We start from the raw sequence: 21,136 nt of genomic DNA on the forward strand, positions 1-21,136 counted from the left end.
CGCGTGCGCCCCATGACCGCCCCGCGCGCCGACAGCGAAGCGCGCGACCTCATCGATGCCTGTGCGCAGGCGTCGATGCAGTTGCTCGAGCGCAACCTCACACCCCACGGCATCCTGGCCGCCAGCCGCACGCCCGCGGCGGTGGCGCGGCGCTACACGCGCATCTTCGGGCGCGATGCCGCGATCTGCGTGATGGCCATGTGCGGCAGCGGCGTGGCGGCGCTGGAAGAGGGCGCGGTGGCCAGCCTCGATGCGCTGGCGGCGCAGCAGGCTGCCAACGGCCAGATCCCGAAATATGTGGACCCCGAGGGGCGCGATGCCGATTTCTGGTACCTGGGCTGCATCGATGCCACGCTATGGTGGCTGATCGGCGTGGACCATGTGCGCCGGCACGGCGCCGTGGCGGCCGACCGCTGGGCCGACGGCGTGGCGCGGGCCTTGAACTGGCTGCTGGCGCAGGAGCACCAGCATTTTCGGCTGCTGCAGCAAAACGAGGCCAGCGACTGGGCCGACATCATGCCGCGCTCGGGCTATGTGCTGTACACCAACGCCCTGTGGTTTGACGTGAAGCGGCGCTTTGGCCTGTGCCATGCCGAGGACACGCACCACCACTTCAACCACCTGTTCAACCCGTTCCAGAACGACCTACACGAATACCACCGCGCGCGCCTGCTGCAGCACTACGCGCGCCGCGGACGCAGCGATCTGGAGCTGTACCTGAGCTTCGTGAACCTGGCGGTGGTGGGCGACGAGGGAGATGTGTTTGGCAACCTGCTGGCCATCCAGTGCGGCCTGGCTGATGAAGCCATGGCGCATGGCATCACCAACGCCATTGCGGCGGCGCGCGCCAGCGATCCGTACCCCCTGCGCGTGGTGCTGCGCCCGCTGTCCGACCAGCACCCGCAGTGGCGCGCCTACATGGGCCGGCACCAGCAGAACCTGGAGCACCAGTACCACAACGGCGGCATCTGGCCGTTTGTCGGCGGGTTCTGGGTGATGGCGCTGGCCCGGGTGGGGCTGCCAGCGCAGGGCTGGGCAGAGCTTGCCAAACTGGCCCGCACCAATGCCATGGATGACTGGCGCTTTACCGAGTGGTTCCATGGCCGCACGCTGGCGCCGATGGGGATGGCCGGGCAGAGCTGGAATGCCGCCACCTTTCTGCTCGCGCTGCGGGCCCTGCGGGGCGAAGCCAGCGCCTGGTAGCGGGGCGCGTCAGCGCGGCTCTAGCGGCGCGCCTGTGGGGGCGGTTTCGGGCGCAGCCACCGGCACTGCTGCCGGGGCCTCTGCCGCGGCATCGCCCCCGCCCGCGGCCGCCATCTCCAGCTGCATCATGATCATGTTGACCAGCGTGCTCACCGTGGGGCGGCCGGTCTCGATCACGTAGTGGGCCGTCTCGCGGTACAGGGGGTCGCGCACGGCGTACAGCTCGCGCAGCTTCTCCAGCGGGTTGCCCACCTGCAGCAGCGGGCGGCTGCGGTCATGCCGCACGCGCTTGTAGATTTCTTCGGGCGCTGCACGCAGGTAGAGCACGTTGCCAAAGCGGTGGAGCACCGCGCGGTTCTCGGGGCGCAGCACCGCGCCCCCGCCCGTGGAAAGCACCATGCCGCCCGGCTGCTCGGTCAGCTCGGCCAGCAATTGCGCTTCGATATCGCGAAAGCGCGCTTCGCCTTCGGTTTCAAAGAAGTGGCGGATGCTGGTCCCCAAGTACTGCTCCAGCCGGTGGTCCAGATCGACGAAAGAAACCCCCAGGCGGTGGGCCAGTTGCCGGCCGACGGTGGATTTGCCCGAGCCGGGCATGCCGACCAGTGCGCAGCGAATCTGCATAGGTTCAAGAAATAGGTCTGGGGGATGGGCGTGCCAACGGTGCGTGAGGACGCTGCGTGCCGTAACTGGACGCTGAGTGTAAGCCTGGCTCCTTCGGCGCCTGATGTATGGCGTAGCCTTTGCAACTGGCGCCACCCCAGCCAGGGACGCCGAGCAAGGGCCGTCCCGCAGCGAGGGCGTTGTCCCCCTGCCCGCGCATAGCACGAGAGCCGGGGGAAGCGGCAAGGCCGCTCAGGGGAGTGTCCTGATCACAGAGCCGCGTATACAAGCGCCGGGTACAGCTCGCACAGGTAGCGCAGCTGGCCTGGCGCCTGCGCCAGCACCATGGCAAACAGGTCCTCGGCCGGGTCCACAAAGAAGTACGTGCCGCCCATTCCGCTCCAGCTGTAGTGACCGGCCGTGCCGGGGCGCGTGGTCAGGCCCGTGGCGGTGCGTACCGCCACGCCCAGGCCGAAGCCGTAGCCCGTGGGCAGGATGTCGCCGGCGGTGGGGATGCTGCCCAGGTGGTCGGCGGTCATGAAGTCGATGGTGGCGCGGCTGGCCAGGCGCACCGGGCCGTCCGTACCGGGCAGGCCGGTGGCGGTGCCGCGCCCCAGCATCAGCTGCAAGAAGCGCGCGTAGTCGGAAGCGGTCGACACCAGCCCGCCGCCGGCGGATTCAAACGCGGGCGGCGCCGACACATCGATCAGCGCCACGGCATCGCCCGTCAGCGGGTCCTTGGCAAACGGCTCGGCCAGCCGGTGCAGCTGGTCGGCGGGTATATGAAAGCCCGTGTCAACCATGCCCAGCGGGCCGAACACCCGGCGCTGCAGGATGGCAGCCAGCGGCTCGCCCTCCACCACCTCCAGCACGGCGCCCAGCACGTCGGTGGCGCGGCTGTATTCCCAGCGGCTGCCGGGCTGGTGCACCAGCGGCAGCGGGCCCAGGGCGGCCGCCAGCTGGGCGTTGGTGTGGCGGCGCGAGCCGACGCGCGCAGTGCGGTAGGCATCCGGGATGGTGCCCGCCTCCCACGCATAGCTCAGGCCCGCGGTGTGGCGCAGCAGGTCGTGCACGGTGGCCTCGCGCGCCACCGGCGTGGTCTGCCCCGTGGCTTCGTCGTACACGCGCTGGCCGGCAAACGCAGGCAGGTACTGTGCTACCGGATTCCCCAGCAGCAGACGGCCTTCTTCCATCAGCATCATCGCCACCAGCGATGCGATGGGCTTGGTCATGGAGTAGATGCGAAAGATCGTGTCGGGCGCCATGGGCACCGGGGTCTGGCCGCTGGCAGCGGGCCGCTGCAGGCCCACGGCCTCGTGCAGCACCGTGGCGCCGCGGTGGTGTACCAGCGCTACCGCTCCGGGCAGCAGGCCCTTGTCGACATCGTTGCGCAGAACCTGAACCAGGCGGGCGAGGGAGGGTTCGTGCATGGGGAGGCAGCCTGTATGGGCGGTGAAGAAAGAAAAGACGCAAGTGCCGCCTGGCGGCAGCCTGCCCGAACGGGAGGGTGGCGCTGTGCGCGCCGGTTACGGTGCATTTTGCATAACCAGCCGCGCTGTGCATGGCCGCTGCATGCGGGGGGCATAAGGTGCAGCGCTGCGGGCCGGCTCCAGGCCCATCCAGGCGCCTTTTGGGGTGTTTTTGGGTGGTTTTGGCCTGGAGCCCATGATCTATATGCCAATATTGCTATCAATGTAGTAGCGTATGGGGCAGGGCGGTGCGGGCCTGTGCGGTCCTCCATCAGCCCGCACCGCCCGGGGCATGGGCTGTGGCGGCCGCGCGTTCCTGCTCCTGCAGTGCACGCCACTGCACCTTGCCCGTGGCCGACTTGGGCAGGCTGCCCACAAACTGCACGATGCGCGGGCTCTTGTACGCGGCCATGTGCTGGTGGCTCCAGTCGATCACGTCCTGTTCGGTGACCTGGCCCGTGTAGCCATCGCGCAGCACCACCACCGCCTTCACCGTCTCGCCGCGCTTGTCATCGTGCGCGGCGATCACGCAGACCTCGAGGATGGCGGGGTGCGCGTACATCATGGCCTCGACCTCGGCCGGCCACACCTTGTAGCCCGACGCATTGATCATGCGCTTGAGCCGGTCCACCATGAAGAAGTAGCCGTCTTCGTCCACCTGCGCCAGGTCGCCCGTGCGCAGAAAGCGCTTGCCGTCGAGGGTGATGAAGCTGTCGGCCGTGGCCTGCGGGTTGTTCCAGTAGCCCTGCATCACCTGCGGGCCGTGCACCACGATCTCGCCGGTTCCGCCCGGGGGCAGCTCGGCAAAGGTGGCGGGGTCCACCACGCGCGCATCCACGTCAAACACCGGTATGCCCAGGCATTGCGGCTTGGGCCGGTGCGGCGGGTTGATGTGCGTGGCGGCCATGGTTTCAGACATGCCGTATCCCTCCACGTACTCCAGCCCCGTCAGGTCACGCAAGCGCTGCGCCACGGCCTTGGGCATGGCGGCGCCGCCGCCGCGCACCGCCTGCAGGCTGGAGATGTCGTATTCACCCAGCCGCGGGTTGGCCAAAAAGTCGACCACCATGGTCGATATGGCCTGCCAGATGCTGATGCGGTAGCGCTGCATGAGCTGCGCCGTGGCGTCGCGGTCCCACCGGGGCAGCACCACCACGGTGGCGCCGATGAACAGCGGCCCGTTCATGCTGCCCGACATGCCCGTGACGTGGAACAGCGGCAGCACTGCGAGGTAGGTCGAATCCTGCGTGCGCGAGAACCACTGCGCCCCGCCCACCAGCGTGCTCATGGCGCTGCGGTGGGTGTGCATGCAGCCCTTGGGGTGACCGGTGGTGCCCGATGTGTAGGGCATCACGCACAGGTCATCCGGCCCGGCTGTCAGCGGGCCCGGCGTGCACTGGCGCGCCAGCATGTCGCTCCACAGCGTGACGCCAGGGGCGTCGATGGCCTGGCGCGGGGCGGACACAAAGGTGGGCACCGGCAGGTCGGTGGGCACCTGCAGATAGTCGCTGTATGCAGCCACCACCACTTGCTGCAGCCCGCCCTCCTCGCCCACCAGCGGCTGCACTTGCGCGTGCAGGTCCTGGGCGACGAAGGCCACCGTAGCGCCGCTGTCGTGCACGTAGTGGCGCAGTTCGTCGGTCAGGTTCATGGGGTTCACCGGCACCACCACCGCGTTGGCGCGCAGGATGCCGTAGAACGCCAGAATCCACTGCGGGCTGTTCTGCATGTACAGCAGCACGCGGTCGCCGGCCTTCACGCCGCAATGTTGCTGCAGGTAGCCCGCAATCTGCTCGGCCTGCTGCTCGAACTGCCGGAAGGTCACCTGCGTGTCGTAGAACACCAGGTAGGGCTTGTCGGGGTAGCGCGCGGCAGACACCTGCGCGTTGTGGAACAGATGGGTCTGCGGCAGTGTGAGGTGGCGGGGCAGGCCGGGCGGCCAGTGGGCGAGGTGGCGGTCAGACATGCGGTGCGCTGGGTAATTGCGGGCACTCAGCCGCGCTTGAGGTGCCGTGCCAGCTCGTCCTTGGCGATGGCATTGCGGTGCACTTCATCGGGGCCGTCGGCAAACCGCAGCGTGCGGGCCTGCGCGTAGGCCGCAGCCAGCGGGAAGTCGTCGCTCACGCCGCCGCCACCGTGCACCTGCATCGCCCAGTCGATCACCTGGCAGGCCATCGCGGGCGCGGCCACTTTGATCATCGCGATCTCCTTGCGGGCGACCTTGTTACCCACGGTGTCCATCATCTGCGCGGCATTCAGCACCAGAAAGCGTGCCTGGTCGATGAGGATGCGGGCGTTGGCAATGCGCTCGCGCGTCACGCCCTGGTCGGCCACCTTGCGGCCAAACGCCGTGCGCGACAGGGCGCGCTGGCACATCAGCTCCAGCGCGCGCTCAGCCACGCCGATCAGGCGCATGCAGTGGTGGATGCGCCCGGGGCCCAGGCGGCCCTGGGCAATCTCGAAGCCGCGGCCTTCGCCCAGCAGAATGTTCTCGACCGGCACGCGCACGTTCTCAAAGCTCACCTCGCCATGGCCGTGTGGCGCATGGTCGTAGCCAAACACCGACAGCGCGCGCTCCATCGTCACGCCGGGCGTGTCCATGGGCACGAGGATCATCGACTGCTGCTGGTGGCGATTCACGTGGTCGGGGTCCGTCTTGCCCATCACGATGAGGATCTGGCAGCGCGGGTCGGGCGCGCCCGATGTCCACCACTTGCGGCCGTTGATCACGTAGTGGTCGCCGTCGCGCGTGATGCGCGCCTCGATGTTGGTGGCGTCCGACGAGGCCACGTCGGGCTCGGTCATGGCAAAGGCCGAGCGGATGGTGCCGTCGAGCAGCGGCAGCAGCCAGCGCTGCTGCTGCGCAGGCGTGGCGTAGCGGGCCAGCGTCTCCATGTTGCCGGTGTCGGGCGCGGCGCAGTTGAAGGTCTCGGGCGCGATGTGCGAGCGGCCCATGATCTCGCACAGCGGTGCGTATTCGAGGTTGGTCAGGCCCGCACCGAGTTCGGACTCGGGCAGGAACAGGTTCCACAGCCCTTCGGCGCGCGCAGCAGCCTTGAGCTTTTCCATCACCCGGGTGGGCTGCCACGGGTTGCCGGCCTTTCGGTTCTCGGCCACCTCGTGGTGGTACACGGCTTCGGCGGGGTAGATGTGCTCCTCCATGAACGCCGTCAGGCGCTGCTGCAGGTCGATGACCTTGGGTGAGTAGGTGAAGTCCATGGGGAGTCCTTTGGGGGAATAGCTTGCGGGATGGATGCGCTGGCTGGCGCGGCGCAGCGCGGTCGACTGCGGCCCTGAGTCGGCGCCTGCGCGCCAGTGGCTGCAGTGCAGGGCCGGTGGGTGTCAGATCAGGCTGGCGCCGCCGTCCACCACGATGGATTCACCGGTGATGTGGCGCGAGGCGTTGGACGCCAGAAACACCACCGCGCCCTTGAGGTCCTCTTCGCCGCCAATGCGGCGCAGCGGTGTGCGCTCGACCATGGCAGGGCCGAGCTTTTCGATCAGGCCGCTGGCCATCTTGCTGGGGAAAAAGCCGGGGCAGATCGCATTGACGCGGATGCCGTAGTGGCCCCATTCAGACGCCAGCGTGCGCGCAAAGTGGATGGCCGCGGCCTTGGAGGTGTTGTAGGCAATGGTGTTCATGCCGGGCGGCGTGCCCTTGAGGCCCGCCACCGAGGCCGTGACGATGATGCTGCCCTTGCCGCGCGGGATCATGCAGCGCTTGCCCACTTCGCGCGACAGGAAGAACGGCGCGCTCACGTTCAGGTCCATCACCTTGTGCCAGGCGGCATCGGGGTAGTCCTCGGCCTTGGCGCCCCAGGTGGCGCCGGCGTTGTTCACCAGGATGTCGATGGTGCCAAAGCGCTCGATCACCTGGTCCACCAGGCCGGGTATACCTTCTGTTTTCTGCAGGTCGTTCACCACCGTGAGCACTTCGTAGCCCATGCCTTCCAGGTGCGCTTTGGCCTCGGCCAGCTCGTCGGCCTTGCGCGCGCTGATGGCCAGCTTGGCGCCCATCTCGCCCAAGGCCTCGGCCATCTGCAGGCCCAGCCCGCGCGAGCCGCCGGTCACCAGGGCCACCTGGCCGGTCAGGTCAAAAAGTTGTCGCACGCTCATGGGTGTCTCCTTGGGGATGTTGTGGGGTATCGTGATGTGTTGGCAGCGCGCCAGGCCGGGTCTGCCGGTCTGCCATTCGTGCTGGGCATGCTAGCGAGGCAGCGCCCGGCGGGCTGTCACTTTGGACACTCGCCACGCGCCGCACCCCGGTGCGCAGCCATGCGGCTGTGGGATGCCGCCTACCCCGCGAGGGGTCAACATGGGATGGCGCGCCGCCGGCGCAGCGCTTACGCTCGCGCGATGACTGCACCCGCACGCCCTGCCACCATGGAACCCCGGCCCCAGCCCCGCAATGCCCTGCAACACATCGCCCATGCGCTGGAGCCGGTGTGGAAGCCGTTTGTGCCCTTCGGCCGGGCCGCGCAGATGTGGCTGGATGCGGACGGTCTGCGCATGAGTGCCGCCATGTCGTTCTACGGCATGCTCAGCCTGGCGCCCCTGCTGCTGCTGTTGGTGGGCGTGATGGGCTGGTGGATGGACCGCACGTATCTCGAATCCAGCCTGATCGCGCAGGTGCAGGCCGTGATGGGCCAGCAGGTGGCCGACGTGATCCGGCAGGCGCTGGTCAGCGCGCAGGAGCCCGCCGAGGGGCGGCTGGCGTCCATCGTCGGTTTTGTGGTGCTGCTTTCCGGGGCTACCGGGGTGTTTGTGGAGCTGCAGTCGGCCCTGTCGCATCTGTGGCGCGGCGACGGCCCGGTCGCGGAGGGCGCGGCGTGGTGGCGCATGGCTTCGCTGAGGCTGCGCGGGCTCGCCTATGTGCTGGCCTTGGGGTTCCTGCTCATGGTGTCGCTGGCCATGTCCACGCTCATCAACCTGTTCGCGGGCTGGGCGGGGGTGCACCTGTCGTTTGCGCCGCTGGCCCCGGCCATCCAGGTGCTCAACGAGGCGGTGGCGTTCGGCTTTGCGGTGGCGCTGTTCGTGGGGCTGATGCGCATCGGTGTAGGTACCAAGCCGCCCATGCGCTGCCTGGTGGGCGGGGCTGTGGTGGGGGCCACGCTGTTCACCGTGGGCAAGCAGCTGCTGGCGTGGTACCTCAGCACGGCCGCTGTGGTGTCGGCCTATGGTGCGGCGGGCTCGCTGGTGGTGTTGCTGATGTGGATCTACTTCTCGTCGGCGGTGCTGTTGTTCTCTGCAAGCTGCGCGCGAGCCTTCCAGCAGGCGCGCGACGCGCAGGCGGCAAAGGAGGGCGCGGCGGCGCAACCTGGTTGAGACCGTGGGCGCTGGGGGAGGCTGGCACAGCTGCTTACGTCCTTTACAGGCTGGAAAGGGCTGACCCAGCGCAGGGCCGCTAACCTGCCCACCTGTCAGTCAGCCGGCTCGACCGGTATTTGGAGAAACCGCCATGCCCCTCATCGTTCCACACGCCTCTGCACCCGCGGCCGATGGCCTGGCCACCACCGCATCGTCGGCATCGTCTGCCCCATCAGCCTATGGCCCGTCCCTGAAATGGATGTGGGCGGCCATCGGCGGCCTGGGCCTGAGCGTGGTGGCGCTGGGCGCTGCACTGGTATGGCAGGCGCGTGGGCCAGGTGTCGACACCGCTGCCCCCGTGGCCGCCGCAGCCCCGGCTGCGACGGCCACCTTGGCGCCCGCACAGCGCACGCCAGATTCCGAAATCATCACCGAGGGCCGTGCGCCAGCGCCTTCCGCAAGGGCCCCCATCAACAATCGTGCCGCAGCAGCCCCGGCCGGGTACGCGGCCCCATCCGGGGCGCAGTATGCCGCTGGCGCCCCTGAGCAGGCGGCACCTGCATTGCGCGATGGCGGCGGCCAACCCTTGCGCACTGTCGACAACCGCGCTGCTCCGCTGTGCGCCACCTGTGGTCGGGTCGAGTCGGTGCAGGCCGTACAGCAGGCAGCACCCGCCACCGGCGTGGGCGCTGTGGCCGGTGGGGTGCTGGGTGCCGTGGTGGGCAACCAGATCGGCAAGGGATCGGGCCGCACGGCGGCCACGGTGCTGGGTGCGGTGGGCGGCGGCTATGCGGGCCACAAGATCGAGGAGCGCACGCGCACGCAGACAACGTACCAAGTCGCGATCCGCATGGAAGATGGCTCGGTGCGGCGCTTCCAGCGGGCGCAGCCGCCAGCCGTGGGCACGCCCGTGGTGCTGCAGGGCAACGGGTTCCGCGTGGCCGACGAGGGCTACGCCGCGCCGCAACCGCAGCAGCCAGCCCCGGGCGGCTACGCCACGGCGGCGCAGCCGGGCTATGTGTCTACGCGCCAGTGAACGCAGCAAGCAGACAGCAAAAAGGGAGCCGAGGCTCCCTTTTTTGTTGCTTGGCGAATGAACCGGTCACTTCTCGACGAAGGCACGCTCCACCACGAAGTCGCCGGGCGTGCTGGTGTTGCCTTCTTCAAAGTCGCGCTTTTCCAGCATGACCTTCAGGTCGGCCAGCATGGCGGGGCTGCCGCACAGCATCACGCGGTCGGTCAGCGGGTCCAGCGGTGGCAGGCCAATGTTGGCGGGGAAGGTGCCGTTGTTGATCAGGTCCGTGATGCGGCCCTGGTTGCGGAAGGGCTCGCGCGTCACGGTGGGGTAGTAGATCAGCTTGTCGCGCACGATTTCGCCCAGCAGTTCGTGGTTGGGTAGCTCTTTTTCGAACAGGTCCTGGTAGGCCAGTTCATTCACCTCGCGCACGCCGTGGACCACCACCACTTTTTCAAAGCGCTCGTAGGTTTCAGGGTCTCGCACGATGGACAACCACGGCGCCAGGCCCGTACCGGTGCCGATCAGGTACAGGTTCTTGCCGGGCAGCAGGTAGTCGATGAGCAGCGTGCCGGTGGGCTTCTTGCCGACGATGATGGTGTCGCCCACCTGGATGTTCTGCAGGCGCGAGGTCAGCGGGCCGTCGGGCACCTTGATGGACAGGAACTCCAGGTGCTCTTCCCAGTTGGGGCTGGCAATGGAGTAGGCACGCAGCAGGTTCTTGCCATCGACCTTCAGCCCGATCATGGTGAAGTGGCCGTTCGAGAACCGCAGTGCGGGGTCGCGCGTGGTGGTGAAGCTGAACAGCCGGTCCGTCCAGTGGTGGACGGTCAGAACGCGTTCTTCGAGAAAGGCACTCATGGTTTCTTGAAAGGATGAAAATCGGAAAGCAGCAGCCCCGGCGGCACAACGCGCGGCGTTGGCGAGGGGCGTTGGCAACGGACTCGGCTGGCGCCCCCCAGAGCCCAAAATGGCCCGTGGCTGCTGGCAAAGCCCGCTATTGTTAGTCAAAAGCGCGCGAGGGTACATTGTCGATCCTCAACCCCCGGATTCAAACGAAAGAAAAGTCATGCCCTTATGCACTGCCTTGCTCCGAACCCTTTTGCCGCTGTGGGGCGTGGGGCTGATGGCGGGTTCTGCGCTGGCGCAGGCGCCCATCCGCATCGGTGAAATCAACAGCTACAAGGCGCAGCCGGCCTTTCTGGAGCCCTACCGCAAGGGCATGGAACTGGCGGTGGACGAGGTCAATGCCGCTGGCGGCATCGCCGGCCGCAAGATCGAACTCATCATCCGCGACGACAACGCCAGCCCCGGCGACGCCGTGCGCGCGGCCGACGAGCTGCTCGCCCGCGAGAAGGTTGATGTGCTGATGGGCAGCTTCCTGTCGCACATTGGCCTGGCGCTGACGGACTATGCCCGCCAGAAAAAGGTGTTCTTCCTGGCCGCCGAGCCGTTGACCGACAAGATCGTGTGGGAGAACGGTAACCGCTACACCTACCGCCTGCGCGCCTCCACTTACATGCAAGTGGCCATGCTCGTGCCAGAGGCCGCGGCGCTGAAGAAAAAGCGCTGGGCCATCGTCTACCCCAACTACGAATACGGCCAGTCGGCTGCCGCCACGTTCAAGCGGCTGCTCAAGCAGGCCCAGCCCGATGTGGAATTTGTGGCCGAGCAGGCCCCGCCGCTGGGCAAGGTCGATGCAGGCAGCGTGGTGCAGGCCCTGGGCGACGCCAAGCCCGATGCCATCTTCAACGTGCTGTTTGCGGCCGACCTTTCGCGCTTTGTGCGCGAGGGCAACACCCGCGGCCTGTTCCAGGGGCGCGAGGTGGTGAGCCTGCTGACGGGGGAGCCCGAATACCTGGACCCGCTCAAGAACGAGGCCCCGAGCGGCTGGACGGTGACGGGCTACCCCTGGTATGGCATCAACACGCCCGAGCACCAGGCGTTCCTCAAGGCCTACCAGGCCAGGTTCAAGGACCACCCGCGCCTGGGCTCGGTGGTAGGTTATTCGGCCGTGCAGTCGCTGGCCGCGGGCATGCGCAAGGCGGGCGGGGCCGATACCGAAAAGCTCATCGCCGCCTTCAAGGGGCTGGAACTGATGTCGCCCTTTGGCCCCATCCGCTACCGGCCCGAAGACAACCAGTCCACCATGGGTGCCTTTGTGGGCAAGACGCGCAACGACGGCGGCAAGGGCGTGATGGTCGACTTCCGCTATGCCGACGGCGCGCGCTTTCAGCCCAATGCCGACGAGGTGCGCAAGCTGCGGCCTGCCGACTGAGGCCGCTTCCGAAGCTGGCACGCACCAAAACCCCTGCCTGTGAGTTTTTCAGGCCTCGTCGTTCAACTGCTCAACGGGCTGGCGTCCGCGTCGTCGCTCTTCCTGGTGGCGGCGGGGCTGTCGCTCATTTTTGGCGTCATGCGCATCGTCAATTTTGCGCATGGCTCGTTCTTCATGCTGGGCATCTACCTGGCGTACACGCTGGTCGAGCGGCTGGCGCCTGCAGTGGGCTTCTGGCCCGCGCTGCTGCTGGCGCCGCTGGCCACCGGCCTGCTGGGTGCGGTGGTCGAGGTGGCGCTGCTGCGCCGCATCTACCGCGCGCCCGAGCTGTTTCAGCTGCTGGCCACGTTTGCGCTGGTGCTGGTCATCAAGGATGCGGTGCTGTGGGCCTGGGGGCCTGAAGAACTGTTTGGCCCGCGTGCGCCGGGGCTGGAAGGTGCGGTGCCCATTTTGGGCCGGCAGTTCCCGGTGTATGACCTGTTCTTGATGGCTGTGGGCCCGGTGGTGCTGGGCCTGCTGTGGCTGCTGCTGCACCGCACGCGCTGGGGCACGCTGGTGCGCGCCGCTACGCAAGACCGCGAAATGGTGGGCGCCCTGGGCGTCAACCAGGCCTGGCTGTTCACTTCAGTGTTTGCGCTGGGCGCGCTGCTGGCCGGGCTGGCGGGCGCCCTGCAGCTGCCGCGTGAGCCCGCCCACCTGGAGATGGATTTGCTCACCATCGGCGCCGCGTTTGTCGTGGTGGTGGTGGGTGGCATGGGGTCGATTACCGGGGCGTTTTTCGCGGCGCTGTTGATAGCCGAGCTCAAGGCCCTGTGCATCTGGCTCGGGCTCGTCGAGGTGGCGGGCGTGAGCCTTTCGCTGTCCAAGATGACGCTGGTGGTCGAGTTTGTGGTGATGGCAGTGGTGCTGGTATGGCGCCCCTGGGGCCTGCTGGGCCGCCCGCAGGCGGCGGTGCGCGCACTGGCCCATGCCGAGCCACCGCTGCGCCCCGCCAGCACCGGTGTGCGCCGCCTGGGCTGGGCTGTGCTGGCGCTGCTGGCCCTGGTGCCGCTGGTGGCAGGCGCGTTCCCGTACCTGCCTGTGCTGCTGGTCGATGTGCTGGTGGCCGCCCTGTTTGCCAGCAGCCTGCACTTCATCATGGGCCCCGGCGGGCTGCATTCTTTTGGGCATGCGGCGTACTTTGGGCTGGGCGCGTACGCGGCGGCCCTGCTGGTGCGCAGCGCCGGTGTGCAGATGGAGCTGGTGCTGCTGCTGGCCCCGCTGGCCGCGGGCCTGGGCGCGCTGCTGTACGGCTGGCTGTGCGTGCGCCTGTCGGGCGTGTACCTCACCATGCTCACGCTGGCGTTTGCACAGATCACCTGGGCGCTGTGCTACCAGTGGGACGCGGTCACGGGCGGCAGCAACGGCATCACGGGCGTGTGGCCTGCTGCGTGGCTGGCCAGCCCGATCACGTACTACGGCCTCACGCTGGTGGTGGTGGCAGCCGCCGTGCTGCTGCTGCGCCGCATGCTGCTGGCGCCCTTTGGCCTGGCGCTGCGCGCCGCCCGCGACTCCGCCCTGCGCGCCGATGCGCTGGGGGTGGACGTGCGCCGCCTGCAGTGGGTCGCCTTTGTGGTGGCCGGGGTGATGGCGGGGCTGGCTGGCGCGCTGTATGTGTTTTCCAAGGGCAGCATCTCGCCCGATGCGTTGTCGGTCGGCAAGTCGGTCGACGGGCTGGTGATGGTGCTGCTGGGCGGCGTGCAAACGCTGTCGGGCCCGCTGGTGGGCGCAGCCGTGTTCACCTGGCTGCACGACACCGTGGCCCGCAACACCGACTACTGGCGCGCCGTGCTGGGCGGCACCATGCTGCTGCTGGTGCTGTTGTTCCCGCAGGGGCTGGCAGGGGCTGGTCAGCAGCTGGCGCAGTGGTGGCACGCACGGCGCGCAGGGCCGGGGGGTGCACATGGCTGAAGCGCTGCAACCACTGTTGCGTGTAGCGGGCCTGTGCCGTGCCTTTGGCGGCGTGCAGGCGGTCGACGATGTGGGCTTTGCGCTGGCCGCCGGCGAGATGCTGGCCCTCATCGGCCCCAACGGCGCTGGCAAGTCCACCACCTTCAACATGGTGGGCGGCCAGCTCCGGCCCGATGCCGGGCAGGTATTGCTGGGCGGGTTGGACATCACCGGCCTACCGCCACGCACCATCTGGCGCCACGGCGTGGGCCGCACGTTTCAGATTGCCGAAACCTTTGCATCGCTGACCGTGCTGGAAAACGTGCAGATGGCGCTGCTGTCGGCCGACCGCCGCATCTACCGCTTCTGGCGCCGCGCGGGCCTGCACCGCCGCGCCGATGCCCTGGCCCTGCTGGACCAGGTGGGCATGGCCGCGCAGGCAGAGCGCCCCTGCAGCGCGCTGGCCTACGGCGACGTCAAGCGCGTGGAACTGGCCCTGGCGCTGGCCCATGCGCCGCGCCTGCTGCTGATGGACGAGCCCACCGCCGGCATGGCCCCGGCCGAGCGCCAGGCGCTGATGGCGCTCACGCGCCAGATCGCACGCGAGCGCCGCATGGGCGTGCTGTTTACCGAGCACAGCATGGACGTGGTGTTTGGCCACGCCGACCGCGTGCTGGTGCTGGTGCGCGGCCGCCTGCTGGCCGAGGGCACGCCCGAGCAGATCCAGGCCGATGCGCGCGTGCAGCAGGCCTACCTGGGCACCGGGTTCGAGGCAGCCGGGGAGGCCCTGTGATGAGCGACACCGCCACCACCACATCCACCACGCCCGTCACGCCCGTCACGGCCACCACGCCCGTCCTGCAGGTGCAGTCGCTCAACGCCTGGTACGGCGCAGCGCAAATCCTGTTTGACGTGTCGCTGCACGTCGGCAGGGGCGAGGTCGTGGCCCTGATGGGGCGCAACGGCGCAGGCAAGTCCACCACGCTCAAGGCCATCATGGGCATGGTGGCGCGGCAGGGTAGCGTGCAATTTCTGGGGCAGAGCATTGCCCGCAGCGAGCCGCACCACATCGCCCGCCTGGGCCTGGGCTACGTGCCGGAAGACCGCCGCATCTTCACCGACCTGACCGTGCTAGAAAACCTGCAGGTAGGCCGCCAGCCCCCGCGCCGCTGGCCCGATGGCGCGCCCGCCCCTGAGTGGACGCCCGAGAAGCTGTTTGCCCTATTCCCCAACCTGGGCGAAATGCCCCAGCGCCCCGGCGGCCGCATGAGCGGCGGCGAGCAGCAAATGCTGACCGTGGCCCGCACCCTCATGGGCCAGCCGCTGCTGGTGCTGCTGGATGAGCCGTCGGAAGGCGTGGCGCCGCTTATCGTGCAGCAGATGGCCCGCACCATCCGCGCGCTCAAGGCGCAGGGCGTGAGCGTGCTGCTGTGCGAGCAAAACCTGCCCTTCGCCCAGGCCGTAGCCGACCGCGCCTACCTCATCGAGCAAGGCCAGATCGCCCACCACGGCAGCATGGCCGAGGTGGTGGCCAGCGACGAAGTGCGCAGGAACTATCTGGGCGTTTAGAGGCAGGAAACCATAAGGGCTGGTTTCGTGGCTTGCACCTTCACCACCCGTTCGGGGTGAGCCTGTCGAAGCCGCGCGCGGCACTTGATCCGCCTTGGTGTGAGAGGGGAACGGCGCCCGGCCCGCTCAGCCCAGCCCCAGCGCCACCAGCGGCGCACCCATGGCCCCGGCAATCAGCCCCATGTCATGGTCGCTGATGGCAAAAAGCCCAAAGCGGAACTTGCTGCCCCAGCGCTGGCGGTCGTCCACAAACTCGAACGCGTCCAGCAGCGGCGCAATCGGCGCCTCGTGCGCAGGCACATACGCCACATCCTTGCGAAACGGCACGAACCCGCCGCCCATGTCAAAGGCATACGGCTCGCCCGGCAGCACCACGCCGATGGAGACAAACGCCTGCAACCGGTCTGCCCCACCCATGGTCACCGTGGGGGCGTAGTAGGCCATGCAGTCGCCCGCCTGCACACGCCTGAGCGGGGCAGCCTTGCCGTGGCACACCTGCATGTAGCCGGCGCCCGGCTGTGCGCAGCCCCGCCGCGCATGCTGCGCGCTGGCCACGGCAACCCAGTTGCGCGGGGCGCGCACAGGCGCGGGCGCCGTGGTCCAGAGCGTGGCCTGGGCCAGTGCTGTGGCTGGCATCACGTGCGGCCCCTGCATCACGCCGCCGCGTGCAGACCCACCCGGTTGCCATCCAGGTCATGGATGTGCGCAAAGAACCCCATGCCCGGCGGCAGCGCCTGCCGCGGCAGGGCCACGCTACCGCCGTGCGCCACGGCGCGCTCCAGCGCGGCATCGAGCGAGGGCGATGCGTCCAGGTACACCAGCGTGCCGTTGCCAGACACCTGCGGCGCGGTCGGCCCCATCATCAGCGCGCCGCCTGTGCCATCGGCTGCGGGGTCGTACGCAAACACGGCCCCTTCGCTCGGGCCCATGGCCTCACGGCGCATGGGCTGGCCCAGCACGGCCTCGTAAAAGGCCTGGGCGCGGTCCAGCTGGGTGGTGGGAATTTCAAACCAAGCGATGGCGTTTTTCATGGGGCTCCTTGTGTGGGGAAGAAAGAAGCCCTGATGTTGCGAGGGGGCTGCTGACAGCGGAGTGTCAGGAGCGTGGCATCGGCGTCGATGTCTGCACGGCAGCAAGAGTCGGGTTCGCCAGGGCAAAAATGACGGGCCTCTGGGCCATGGTGGCGACCATGGCGGATTGGAGAACACCACCAGCAGATAACCCGAGGAACACATCCGCGTTCTGGATGACATCGCCCAGGGTACGGGCCGAAGTGTTCTGTGCGAAGGCGCGCTTGTCATCATCCATCAGCTCGGCGCGCCCCTCGTACACGACCCCTGCCAAGTCTGTGACGAAGACATTCTTGCGCTGCAGTCCTACCTTCAGAAGTAGGTTCAGACAAGCCAGTGCTGCCGCGCCAGCTCCGGAGGTGACCAGCTTCACTTTCTCAATGTCTTTTTTCACGACCTTCAGTGCGTTGAGCAAGGCAGCGGCCACCGTTATAGCGGTCCCGTGCTGGTCGTCATGAAACACCGGAATCTTCATGCGCTTGCGCAGTTCACGCTCAACGTAGAAGCAGTCGGGAGCCTTGATGTCTTCAAGATTGATTGCACCGAACGTCGGCTCCAATGCCGCGATGACTTCAACCAGCTTCTGCGGATCTTTCTCATCGATCTCAATGTCGAAAACATTGACGCCAGCGAAGTTCTTGAACAGAACCGCCTTGCCCTCCATTACGGGCTTGGACGCCAGCGCACCAATGTCGCCAAGACCAAGCACAGCTGTTCCATTGGTGATGACAGCGACCAGGTTGCCACGTGCGGTGTACCTGAACGCGTTGACCGGATCTTTCACGATTTCTTCGCAGGGGGCAGCTACGCCTGGCGAATAGGCCAGGGCAAGATCGTGTTGATTGATCACCTGCTTGGTGGCAACTACAGCAAGCTTTCCAGGCGTCGGAAACGCGTGGTAGTCGAGTGCGGCCTGTCTCTTGTCGTGGGATGCGCTGTCGGTCATGGTCATTGTCATCGTGCGGTCGGCTATGGTCTTAGGTAGTCAGATGTCAGCCCGGCGTCGTCAGGCTGGCATGCAGAAAGAGTGAACGAGTCGCGCTTCTCGGATGAAGTGGTTCGTCTTCGGTCTCCATGCCTGACCAACGCGTCCAGGCAGTGGGAATCGTGAAACGCACTCATCCATCCAGTAGCCCCTGCGGGCGCCGGAGGATCGGTATGTGCCGTCAAAGTTATGCGCCAGAGCAGGAGGTCAGCTCAGACACGCGCTCGCGGTTTTGCTGGCAGAAACCCCCTGCGTAGCAAGCAAGTGTTCCCTTCGGCATCAGTCCGCTGTTTCACCGGAGTCCTTGATGATCTTTCCCCAGCGGGTCATTTCGGCTTCTACGTATTTCTTGTGCTCTGCGGGCTCAAGGCGGGAGTCTGTGACGACGCGCACGCCCAAGACTTCCTGGCGCTTGATGAGTTCGGGATCCTTCAGTGCCGTACGGATCGCGCCGTTCAGTCTGGCCAGTACGGCGGATGGAGTGCCCTTGGGCGCATACACGCCGTGCCAGACCGACATCTCAAAACCGGCAAGTCCGGCTTCAGCTAATGTGGGCGACTGCGCGAGTGAAGGTAATGCCATCCGCTGCTTGCTGGTCACCCCAAACACCTTGACCTTCTTCGCTTCAATCTGGGGTACAGCATTGGTCGCTTGCTCGCACATCAGATCCACCTGCCCGCCCATGAGGTCGGTCATCGCAGGCGCTGTTCCCTTGTAGGGAACAAATGTCATCTTTGATGACAAGGTTGCCTGCAGGATCAGGCCGCACAGGTGTGAAGCCGAGCCTACCCCTGCATTCGCAATGTTGACCTTGCCCTCGTTGGCACTGATCCATTTGCGGAGGTCAGCGAAATTGTTCGCCGCCAGCCCTGGCTTTCCAATCAGCGTGGAAGGTGCTTCGTTGATGAGCCCAAGGTACTCGAAGTCTTCCAGCGTTTTGTACGGTAGCTTTTTGTAGAGCGCGGGCGCGGTAGACATGCCGATGTGGTGCACCAGAAGGGTGTAGCCGTCAGGAGTGGCGCGTGCCACGCGGGCTGCCCCGATGGTGCCCCCTGCGCCCGCCGTGTTGTCGACGATCACGGTCTGGGCCAGTGGCTTGCGCAAGGCTTCGGCCAAGTCACGGGCAATTTTGTCGCTGGGGCCTCCCGCAGCGAATGGAACAACCAGTACGACTGGTTTCTCGGGATAGTCGGCCCATGCCGCGCTGGTGGCTGCGATCAAGCCGATGGCTGCAGCTGCAACCTTGTTCTTCAAAATACCCATGGCTTTTGTCTCCTGAAATTTTTGTTCTGCGGGGTTAGGCGGACAGGGCCTGCATCTCTGCGTACAGGTCCGCTTTGCCTTCGAAGCCAATGCCAGGCAGGTCGGGCATCGTCACGTGGCCATCGATCACCTTCACGCCATCGGGGAAGCCACCGAATGGCTGGAACAGATCTGGGTAGGACTCGTTGCCTCCCAGGCCCAGACCGGCAGCAATGTTCAACGACATCTGGTGGCCGCCATGCGGAATGCAGCGGCTGGCAGACCAGCCGTGTTCCCTGAGCATGTCCAGCGTTCGCAGGTACTCGACCAGGCCATAGCTGAGAGCGCAATCGAACTGCAGCCAGTCGCGGTCCGGGCGCATGCCACCGTAGCGGATCAGGTTGCGTGCGTCCTGCATGGAGAACAGGTCCTCGCCGGTCGCCATGGGGTTCTTGTAGTAGTTGCGCAGCGTGGACTGCAGCTCGAAGTCGAGTGGGTCTCCTGGCTCCTCGTACCAGAACAGGTCGTACTGCGACAGTGCCTTGGCATACTGAATGGCCGTGTCAAGATCGAAGCGACCGTTGGCGTCCACGCAGAGCTTCTGCCCGTCTTGCAGCACGCTCAGGATGGAGTCGATGCGGCGCAGGTCCTCGTCCAACGACGCGCCACCGATCTTCTTCTTGACGACGGTGTAGCCACGATCGATGTAGCTGCGCATCTCGTCCTTGAGCTTGTTGTGATCCTGGCCTGGGTAGTAATAGCCGCCAGCGGCATAGACGAAGATCTTGCGGTTGGGCGTGCCGTTGCCATAGCGGTCGGCCAGTAACTGGAATAGCGGCTTGTCCTCGATTTTTGCGACCGCGTCCCACACCGCCATGTCGATGGTGCCAATAGCCACCGAGCGCTCACCGTGGCCACCGGGCTTTTCATTGGTGAACATGGCGTTCCAGATCTTGTGAGGATCCAGATTCTTCCCGCTTTCGTCGATCAGTGAGTCAGGGTTGGCTTCAAGGATGCGGGGGATAAAACGCTCACGCATCAGCTTGCCCTGGCCGTAGCGACCATTGGAATTGAAGCCGTAGCCGACCACGGGTTTGCCATCGCGGATCACATCGGTGATCACCGCCACCAGGCTCAGCGTCATCTTGCTGAAGTCGATGTAGGCGTTCCGAATGGGGGAACTGATGGGGATGGTCTTCTCTCTGATTTCAACGATTTTCATGATGTGCTCCATGTCTCGAAACGAATGTCGGGATGGATATGATCCGCATCCGCGCAACGCTTGACCAATGCCGTTTTTCTTCTCTTCAATGCTTTCGGAGCACCGGCTATGAACATCTCCTGGCTCGAGGATTTTTTGGTCTTGGCCTCGGTCGGAAACTTCTCCCGTGCAGCCGAAGATAGGCATATGACGCAGCCGGCGTTTGGCCGCCGGGTGCGTGCACTTGAAGAGTGGCTGGGTGTTGAGCTGTTTGACCGAAGCACTCAACCGGTCCTGCTTACTGAAGCCGGTCAATGGTTTCTGGGCGTTGCACCAGAGCTCCTTGCCGACATCGCCCGACTTCCAGGCTCAGCACGGGTAGTCGCGGAGAACCATTCGAAGAGCTTGCGTCTTGCGGCAACACACGCCTTGTCTTTGACCTTCATGCCTGGCTGGCTCCGCCGCTTTGAAGACCACACCATGGCGGGCAATTTGCATCTTGAGTCCGACATGTTTCACCGCTGTGAGGCATTGCTGGCCCAAAACAAGGTTCAATTCATGCTTTGCCACGCACACTCGCAGGCACCCAGTACGCTTCAACAGCAGGGCTACGAGTCGATTTGCGTGGGCAAGGATGTGCTGCTTCCCGTCTCATTGATGGGTCCCAGCGATCAGCCACTCCATCGATTGGATCAACGTGCGAAGGTCGCACCGTTACTTGTTTACAGCGCAGAATCTGGACTGGGCAATATTCTTCACCGGACCATCGATAGCGAACTCGATGAGCTGCAAACACAGGCCGTTTTCACTGCGCACCTGGCTTCGGTCTTGAGGAGCATGGCGATTGAGGGCCGGGGTATTGCGTGGCTTCCTCGCAGCTTGATTTCCGATGACCTTGCAAGTGGCAGGCTGGTGCCTGCGGCCGATGCGCGGTGGAATGTGGAGTTGGAAATTCGCCTTTACAGAGCGCAGTCGCAACTCGGCCGAGCGGCAGAGGCGCTCTGGCAGGCCGCAGTTCAATCGGTCTGAACCTCGGCCCTGGATCCGCTTCGCAGTCGGGCGTTAGCTATGCACGAGCGGTTATGGAAGTAATCGCGTCTAGGGCAAAAGAGCGGGGAAATGGCCCCCCACGCCTACTTTGGGGATGCCTTGCGGCATCGGTTTCCGAGTAGCCCACGACTTGATCTCGACGAAACGCAATCTGCCGATGCGTACGCTATCCGACGCGATAGCACGCCTTCGTACGCCCTTTGCCATCGTCGGCAACC

At 66.1% G+C, this 21,136-nt stretch carries 18 protein-coding genes and 1 pseudogene; 8 read left to right on the forward strand and 11 right to left on the reverse strand.

Features of this window, described 5'->3' with window-relative positions; genetic code table 11:
- The first annotated feature begins 12 nt into the window (after positions 1 to 12).
- Positions 13 to 1,203, forward strand: coding sequence for a glycoside hydrolase 100 family protein (locus ACTPOI_RS03205; protein ID WP_440106340.1), 1,191 nt, complete (start codon positions 13 to 15; stop codon positions 1,201 to 1,203).
- 9 nt (positions 1,204 to 1,212) lie between these two features.
- Here the strand turns inward: ACTPOI_RS03205 and ACTPOI_RS03210 are convergent, their stop codons facing one another.
- The 5 genes from ACTPOI_RS03210 to ACTPOI_RS03230 form a co-directional block, all read right to left on the reverse strand.
- Positions 1,213 to 1,824 (reverse strand): shikimate kinase, encoded by a 612-nt coding sequence (locus ACTPOI_RS03210; protein ID WP_440106342.1) that lies wholly within the window; start codon positions 1,822 to 1,824, stop codon positions 1,213 to 1,215.
- Between the two features lie 248 nt (positions 1,825 to 2,072).
- A complete protein-coding gene (locus tag ACTPOI_RS03215) occupies positions 2,073 to 3,233 on the reverse strand; it encodes a serine hydrolase domain-containing protein (protein ID WP_440106344.1) in 1,161 nt (386 codons plus the stop codon).
- A 310-nt stretch (positions 3,234 to 3,543) separates the two neighbouring features.
- Positions 3,544 to 5,238: a long-chain fatty acid--CoA ligase gene (locus ACTPOI_RS03220; RefSeq protein ID WP_440106346.1), complete on the reverse strand. Its 1,695-nt coding sequence runs from the start codon at positions 5,236 to 5,238 to the stop codon at positions 3,544 to 3,546.
- Positions 5,239 to 5,264: 26 nt separating this feature from the next.
- Positions 5,265 to 6,491, reverse strand: coding sequence for an acyl-CoA dehydrogenase family protein (locus ACTPOI_RS03225; RefSeq protein WP_440106348.1), 1,227 nt, complete (start codon positions 6,489 to 6,491; stop codon positions 5,265 to 5,267).
- Positions 6,492 to 6,614: 123 nt separating this feature from the next.
- Positions 6,615 to 7,388 (reverse strand): SDR family oxidoreductase, encoded by a 774-nt coding sequence (locus ACTPOI_RS03230; RefSeq protein ID WP_069104378.1) that lies wholly within the window; start codon positions 7,386 to 7,388, stop codon positions 6,615 to 6,617.
- A gap of 267 nt (positions 7,389 to 7,655) precedes the next feature.
- On the opposite strand from ACTPOI_RS03230, the gene ACTPOI_RS03235 reads away from it, so the two are divergent.
- Positions 7,656 to 8,597 (forward strand): YihY/virulence factor BrkB family protein, encoded by a 942-nt coding sequence (locus ACTPOI_RS03235; protein ID WP_440108253.1) that lies wholly within the window; start codon positions 7,656 to 7,658, stop codon positions 8,595 to 8,597.
- A 133-nt stretch (positions 8,598 to 8,730) separates the two neighbouring features.
- The gene (locus ACTPOI_RS03240) at positions 8,731 to 9,615 is read left to right on the forward strand and encodes a glycine zipper 2TM domain-containing protein (protein WP_440106351.1); all 885 of its coding nucleotides are present in this window, start codon (positions 8,731 to 8,733) and stop codon (positions 9,613 to 9,615) included.
- Between the two features lie 66 nt (positions 9,616 to 9,681).
- On the opposite strand, the gene ACTPOI_RS03245 is transcribed toward ACTPOI_RS03240, so the two are convergent.
- Entirely contained in the window at positions 9,682 to 10,455 is a 774-nt protein-coding gene (locus ACTPOI_RS03245; RefSeq protein ID WP_440106353.1) for a ferredoxin--NADP reductase, read from the reverse strand.
- A 265-nt stretch (positions 10,456 to 10,720) separates the two neighbouring features.
- Here ACTPOI_RS03245 and ACTPOI_RS03250 point away from each other — a divergent pair, with 265 nt between their 5' ends.
- The 4 genes from ACTPOI_RS03250 to ACTPOI_RS03265 are packed head-to-tail and all read left to right on the forward strand — an operon-like array spanning position 10,721 to position 15,370.
- On the forward strand, positions 10,721 to 11,872 hold the full coding sequence (locus ACTPOI_RS03250) for an ABC transporter substrate-binding protein (protein ID WP_440108254.1): 1,152 nt from the start codon (positions 10,721 to 10,723) through the stop codon (positions 11,870 to 11,872).
- A gap of 39 nt (positions 11,873 to 11,911) precedes the next feature.
- Positions 11,912 to 13,822 carry an ABC transporter permease gene (locus ACTPOI_RS03255; RefSeq protein WP_440106355.1) on the forward strand — a complete coding sequence of 637 codons (1,911 nt, stop codon included), beginning with the start codon at positions 11,912 to 11,914 and terminating at the stop codon, positions 13,820 to 13,822.
- The gene (locus ACTPOI_RS03260; protein WP_440106357.1) at positions 13,815 to 14,594 is read left to right on the forward strand and encodes an ABC transporter ATP-binding protein; all 780 of its coding nucleotides are present in this window, start codon (positions 13,815 to 13,817) and stop codon (positions 14,592 to 14,594) included. Before ACTPOI_RS03255 ends, ACTPOI_RS03260 begins: the two co-directional genes overlap by 8 nt.
- The gene (locus ACTPOI_RS03265; RefSeq protein ID WP_440106359.1) at positions 14,594 to 15,370 is read left to right on the forward strand and encodes an ABC transporter ATP-binding protein; all 777 of its coding nucleotides are present in this window, start codon (positions 14,594 to 14,596) and stop codon (positions 15,368 to 15,370) included. Before ACTPOI_RS03260 ends, ACTPOI_RS03265 begins: the two co-directional genes overlap by 1 nt.
- A 126-nt stretch (positions 15,371 to 15,496) precedes the next feature.
- Here the strand turns inward: ACTPOI_RS03265 and ACTPOI_RS03270 are convergent, their stop codons facing one another.
- The 5 genes and pseudogenes from ACTPOI_RS03270 to ACTPOI_RS03290 all read right to left on the reverse strand — a co-directional run bounded on the left by ACTPOI_RS03270 (position 15,497) and on the right by ACTPOI_RS03290 (position 19,889).
- Positions 15,497 to 16,006, reverse strand: a complete 510-nt coding sequence (locus ACTPOI_RS03270; protein WP_440106361.1) for an EVE domain-containing protein — start codon at positions 16,004 to 16,006, stop codon at positions 15,497 to 15,499.
- A gap of 17 nt (positions 16,007 to 16,023) precedes the next feature.
- Complete coding sequence (locus ACTPOI_RS03275; protein ID WP_440106363.1) at positions 16,024 to 16,401, reverse strand: VOC family protein; 378 nt, start codon at positions 16,399 to 16,401, stop codon at positions 16,024 to 16,026.
- Between the two features lie 109 nt (positions 16,402 to 16,510).
- Positions 16,511 to 17,386 (reverse strand): annotated as a pseudogene (locus ACTPOI_RS03280) (malic enzyme-like NAD(P)-binding protein); the annotation flags it as partial.
- A 318-nt stretch (positions 17,387 to 17,704) separates the two neighbouring features.
- Positions 17,705 to 18,688, reverse strand: a complete 984-nt coding sequence (locus ACTPOI_RS03285) for a tripartite tricarboxylate transporter substrate-binding protein (RefSeq protein WP_440106365.1) — start codon at positions 18,686 to 18,688, stop codon at positions 17,705 to 17,707.
- Positions 18,689 to 18,722: 34 nt separating this feature from the next.
- A complete protein-coding gene (locus tag ACTPOI_RS03290) occupies positions 18,723 to 19,889 on the reverse strand; it encodes a mandelate racemase/muconate lactonizing enzyme family protein (protein ID WP_440106367.1) in 1,167 nt (388 codons plus the stop codon).
- 108 nt (positions 19,890 to 19,997) lie between these two features.
- On the opposite strand from ACTPOI_RS03290, the gene ACTPOI_RS03295 reads away from it, so the two are divergent.
- The gene (locus ACTPOI_RS03295) at positions 19,998 to 20,897 is read left to right on the forward strand and encodes a LysR substrate-binding domain-containing protein (RefSeq protein WP_440106369.1); all 900 of its coding nucleotides are present in this window, start codon (positions 19,998 to 20,000) and stop codon (positions 20,895 to 20,897) included.
- Positions 20,898 to 21,136 lie beyond the last annotated feature (239 nt).

The sequence above is a fragment of the Acidovorax sp. BL-A-41-H1 genome (assembly GCF_051942715.1).

Excerpts from the sequence above, each read along its gene's own strand:
- ACTPOI_RS03205 (WP_440106340.1), top strand. The coding sequence starts at position 13 with ATGACCGCCCCGCGCGCCGACAGCGAAGCGCGCGACCTCATCGATGCC.
- ACTPOI_RS03210 (WP_440106342.1), bottom strand. The coding sequence starts at position 1,824 with ATGCAGATTCGCTGCGCACTGGTCGGCATGCCCGGCTCGGGCAAATCC.
- ACTPOI_RS03215 (WP_440106344.1), bottom strand. The coding sequence starts at position 3,233 with ATGCACGAACCCTCCCTCGCCCGCCTGGTTCAGGTTCTGCGCAACGAT.
- ACTPOI_RS03220 (WP_440106346.1), bottom strand. The coding sequence starts at position 5,238 with ATGTCTGACCGCCACCTCGCCCACTGGCCGCCCGGCCTGCCCCGCCAC.
- ACTPOI_RS03225 (WP_440106348.1), bottom strand. The coding sequence starts at position 6,491 with ATGGACTTCACCTACTCACCCAAGGTCATCGACCTGCAGCAGCGCCTG.
- ACTPOI_RS03230 (WP_069104378.1), bottom strand. The coding sequence starts at position 7,388 with ATGAGCGTGCGACAACTTTTTGACCTGACCGGCCAGGTGGCCCTGGTG.
- ACTPOI_RS03235 (WP_440108253.1), top strand. The coding sequence starts at position 7,656 with ATGGAACCCCGGCCCCAGCCCCGCAATGCCCTGCAACACATCGCCCAT.
- ACTPOI_RS03240 (WP_440106351.1), top strand. The coding sequence starts at position 8,731 with ATGCCCCTCATCGTTCCACACGCCTCTGCACCCGCGGCCGATGGCCTG.
- ACTPOI_RS03245 (WP_440106353.1), bottom strand. The coding sequence starts at position 10,455 with ATGAGTGCCTTTCTCGAAGAACGCGTTCTGACCGTCCACCACTGGACG.
- ACTPOI_RS03250 (WP_440108254.1), top strand. The coding sequence starts at position 10,721 with ATGGCGGGTTCTGCGCTGGCGCAGGCGCCCATCCGCATCGGTGAAATC.
- ACTPOI_RS03260 (WP_440106357.1), top strand. The coding sequence starts at position 13,815 with ATGGCTGAAGCGCTGCAACCACTGTTGCGTGTAGCGGGCCTGTGCCGT.
- ACTPOI_RS03265 (WP_440106359.1), top strand. The coding sequence starts at position 14,594 with ATGAGCGACACCGCCACCACCACATCCACCACGCCCGTCACGCCCGTC.
- ACTPOI_RS03270 (WP_440106361.1), bottom strand. The coding sequence starts at position 16,006 with ATGCCAGCCACAGCACTGGCCCAGGCCACGCTCTGGACCACGGCGCCC.
- ACTPOI_RS03275 (WP_440106363.1), bottom strand. The coding sequence starts at position 16,401 with ATGAAAAACGCCATCGCTTGGTTTGAAATTCCCACCACCCAGCTGGAC.
- ACTPOI_RS03285 (WP_440106365.1), bottom strand. The coding sequence starts at position 18,688 with ATGGGTATTTTGAAGAACAAGGTTGCAGCTGCAGCCATCGGCTTGATC.
- ACTPOI_RS03290 (WP_440106367.1), bottom strand. The coding sequence starts at position 19,889 with ATGAAAATCGTTGAAATCAGAGAGAAGACCATCCCCATCAGTTCCCCC.
- ACTPOI_RS03295 (WP_440106369.1), top strand. The coding sequence starts at position 19,998 with ATGAACATCTCCTGGCTCGAGGATTTTTTGGTCTTGGCCTCGGTCGGA.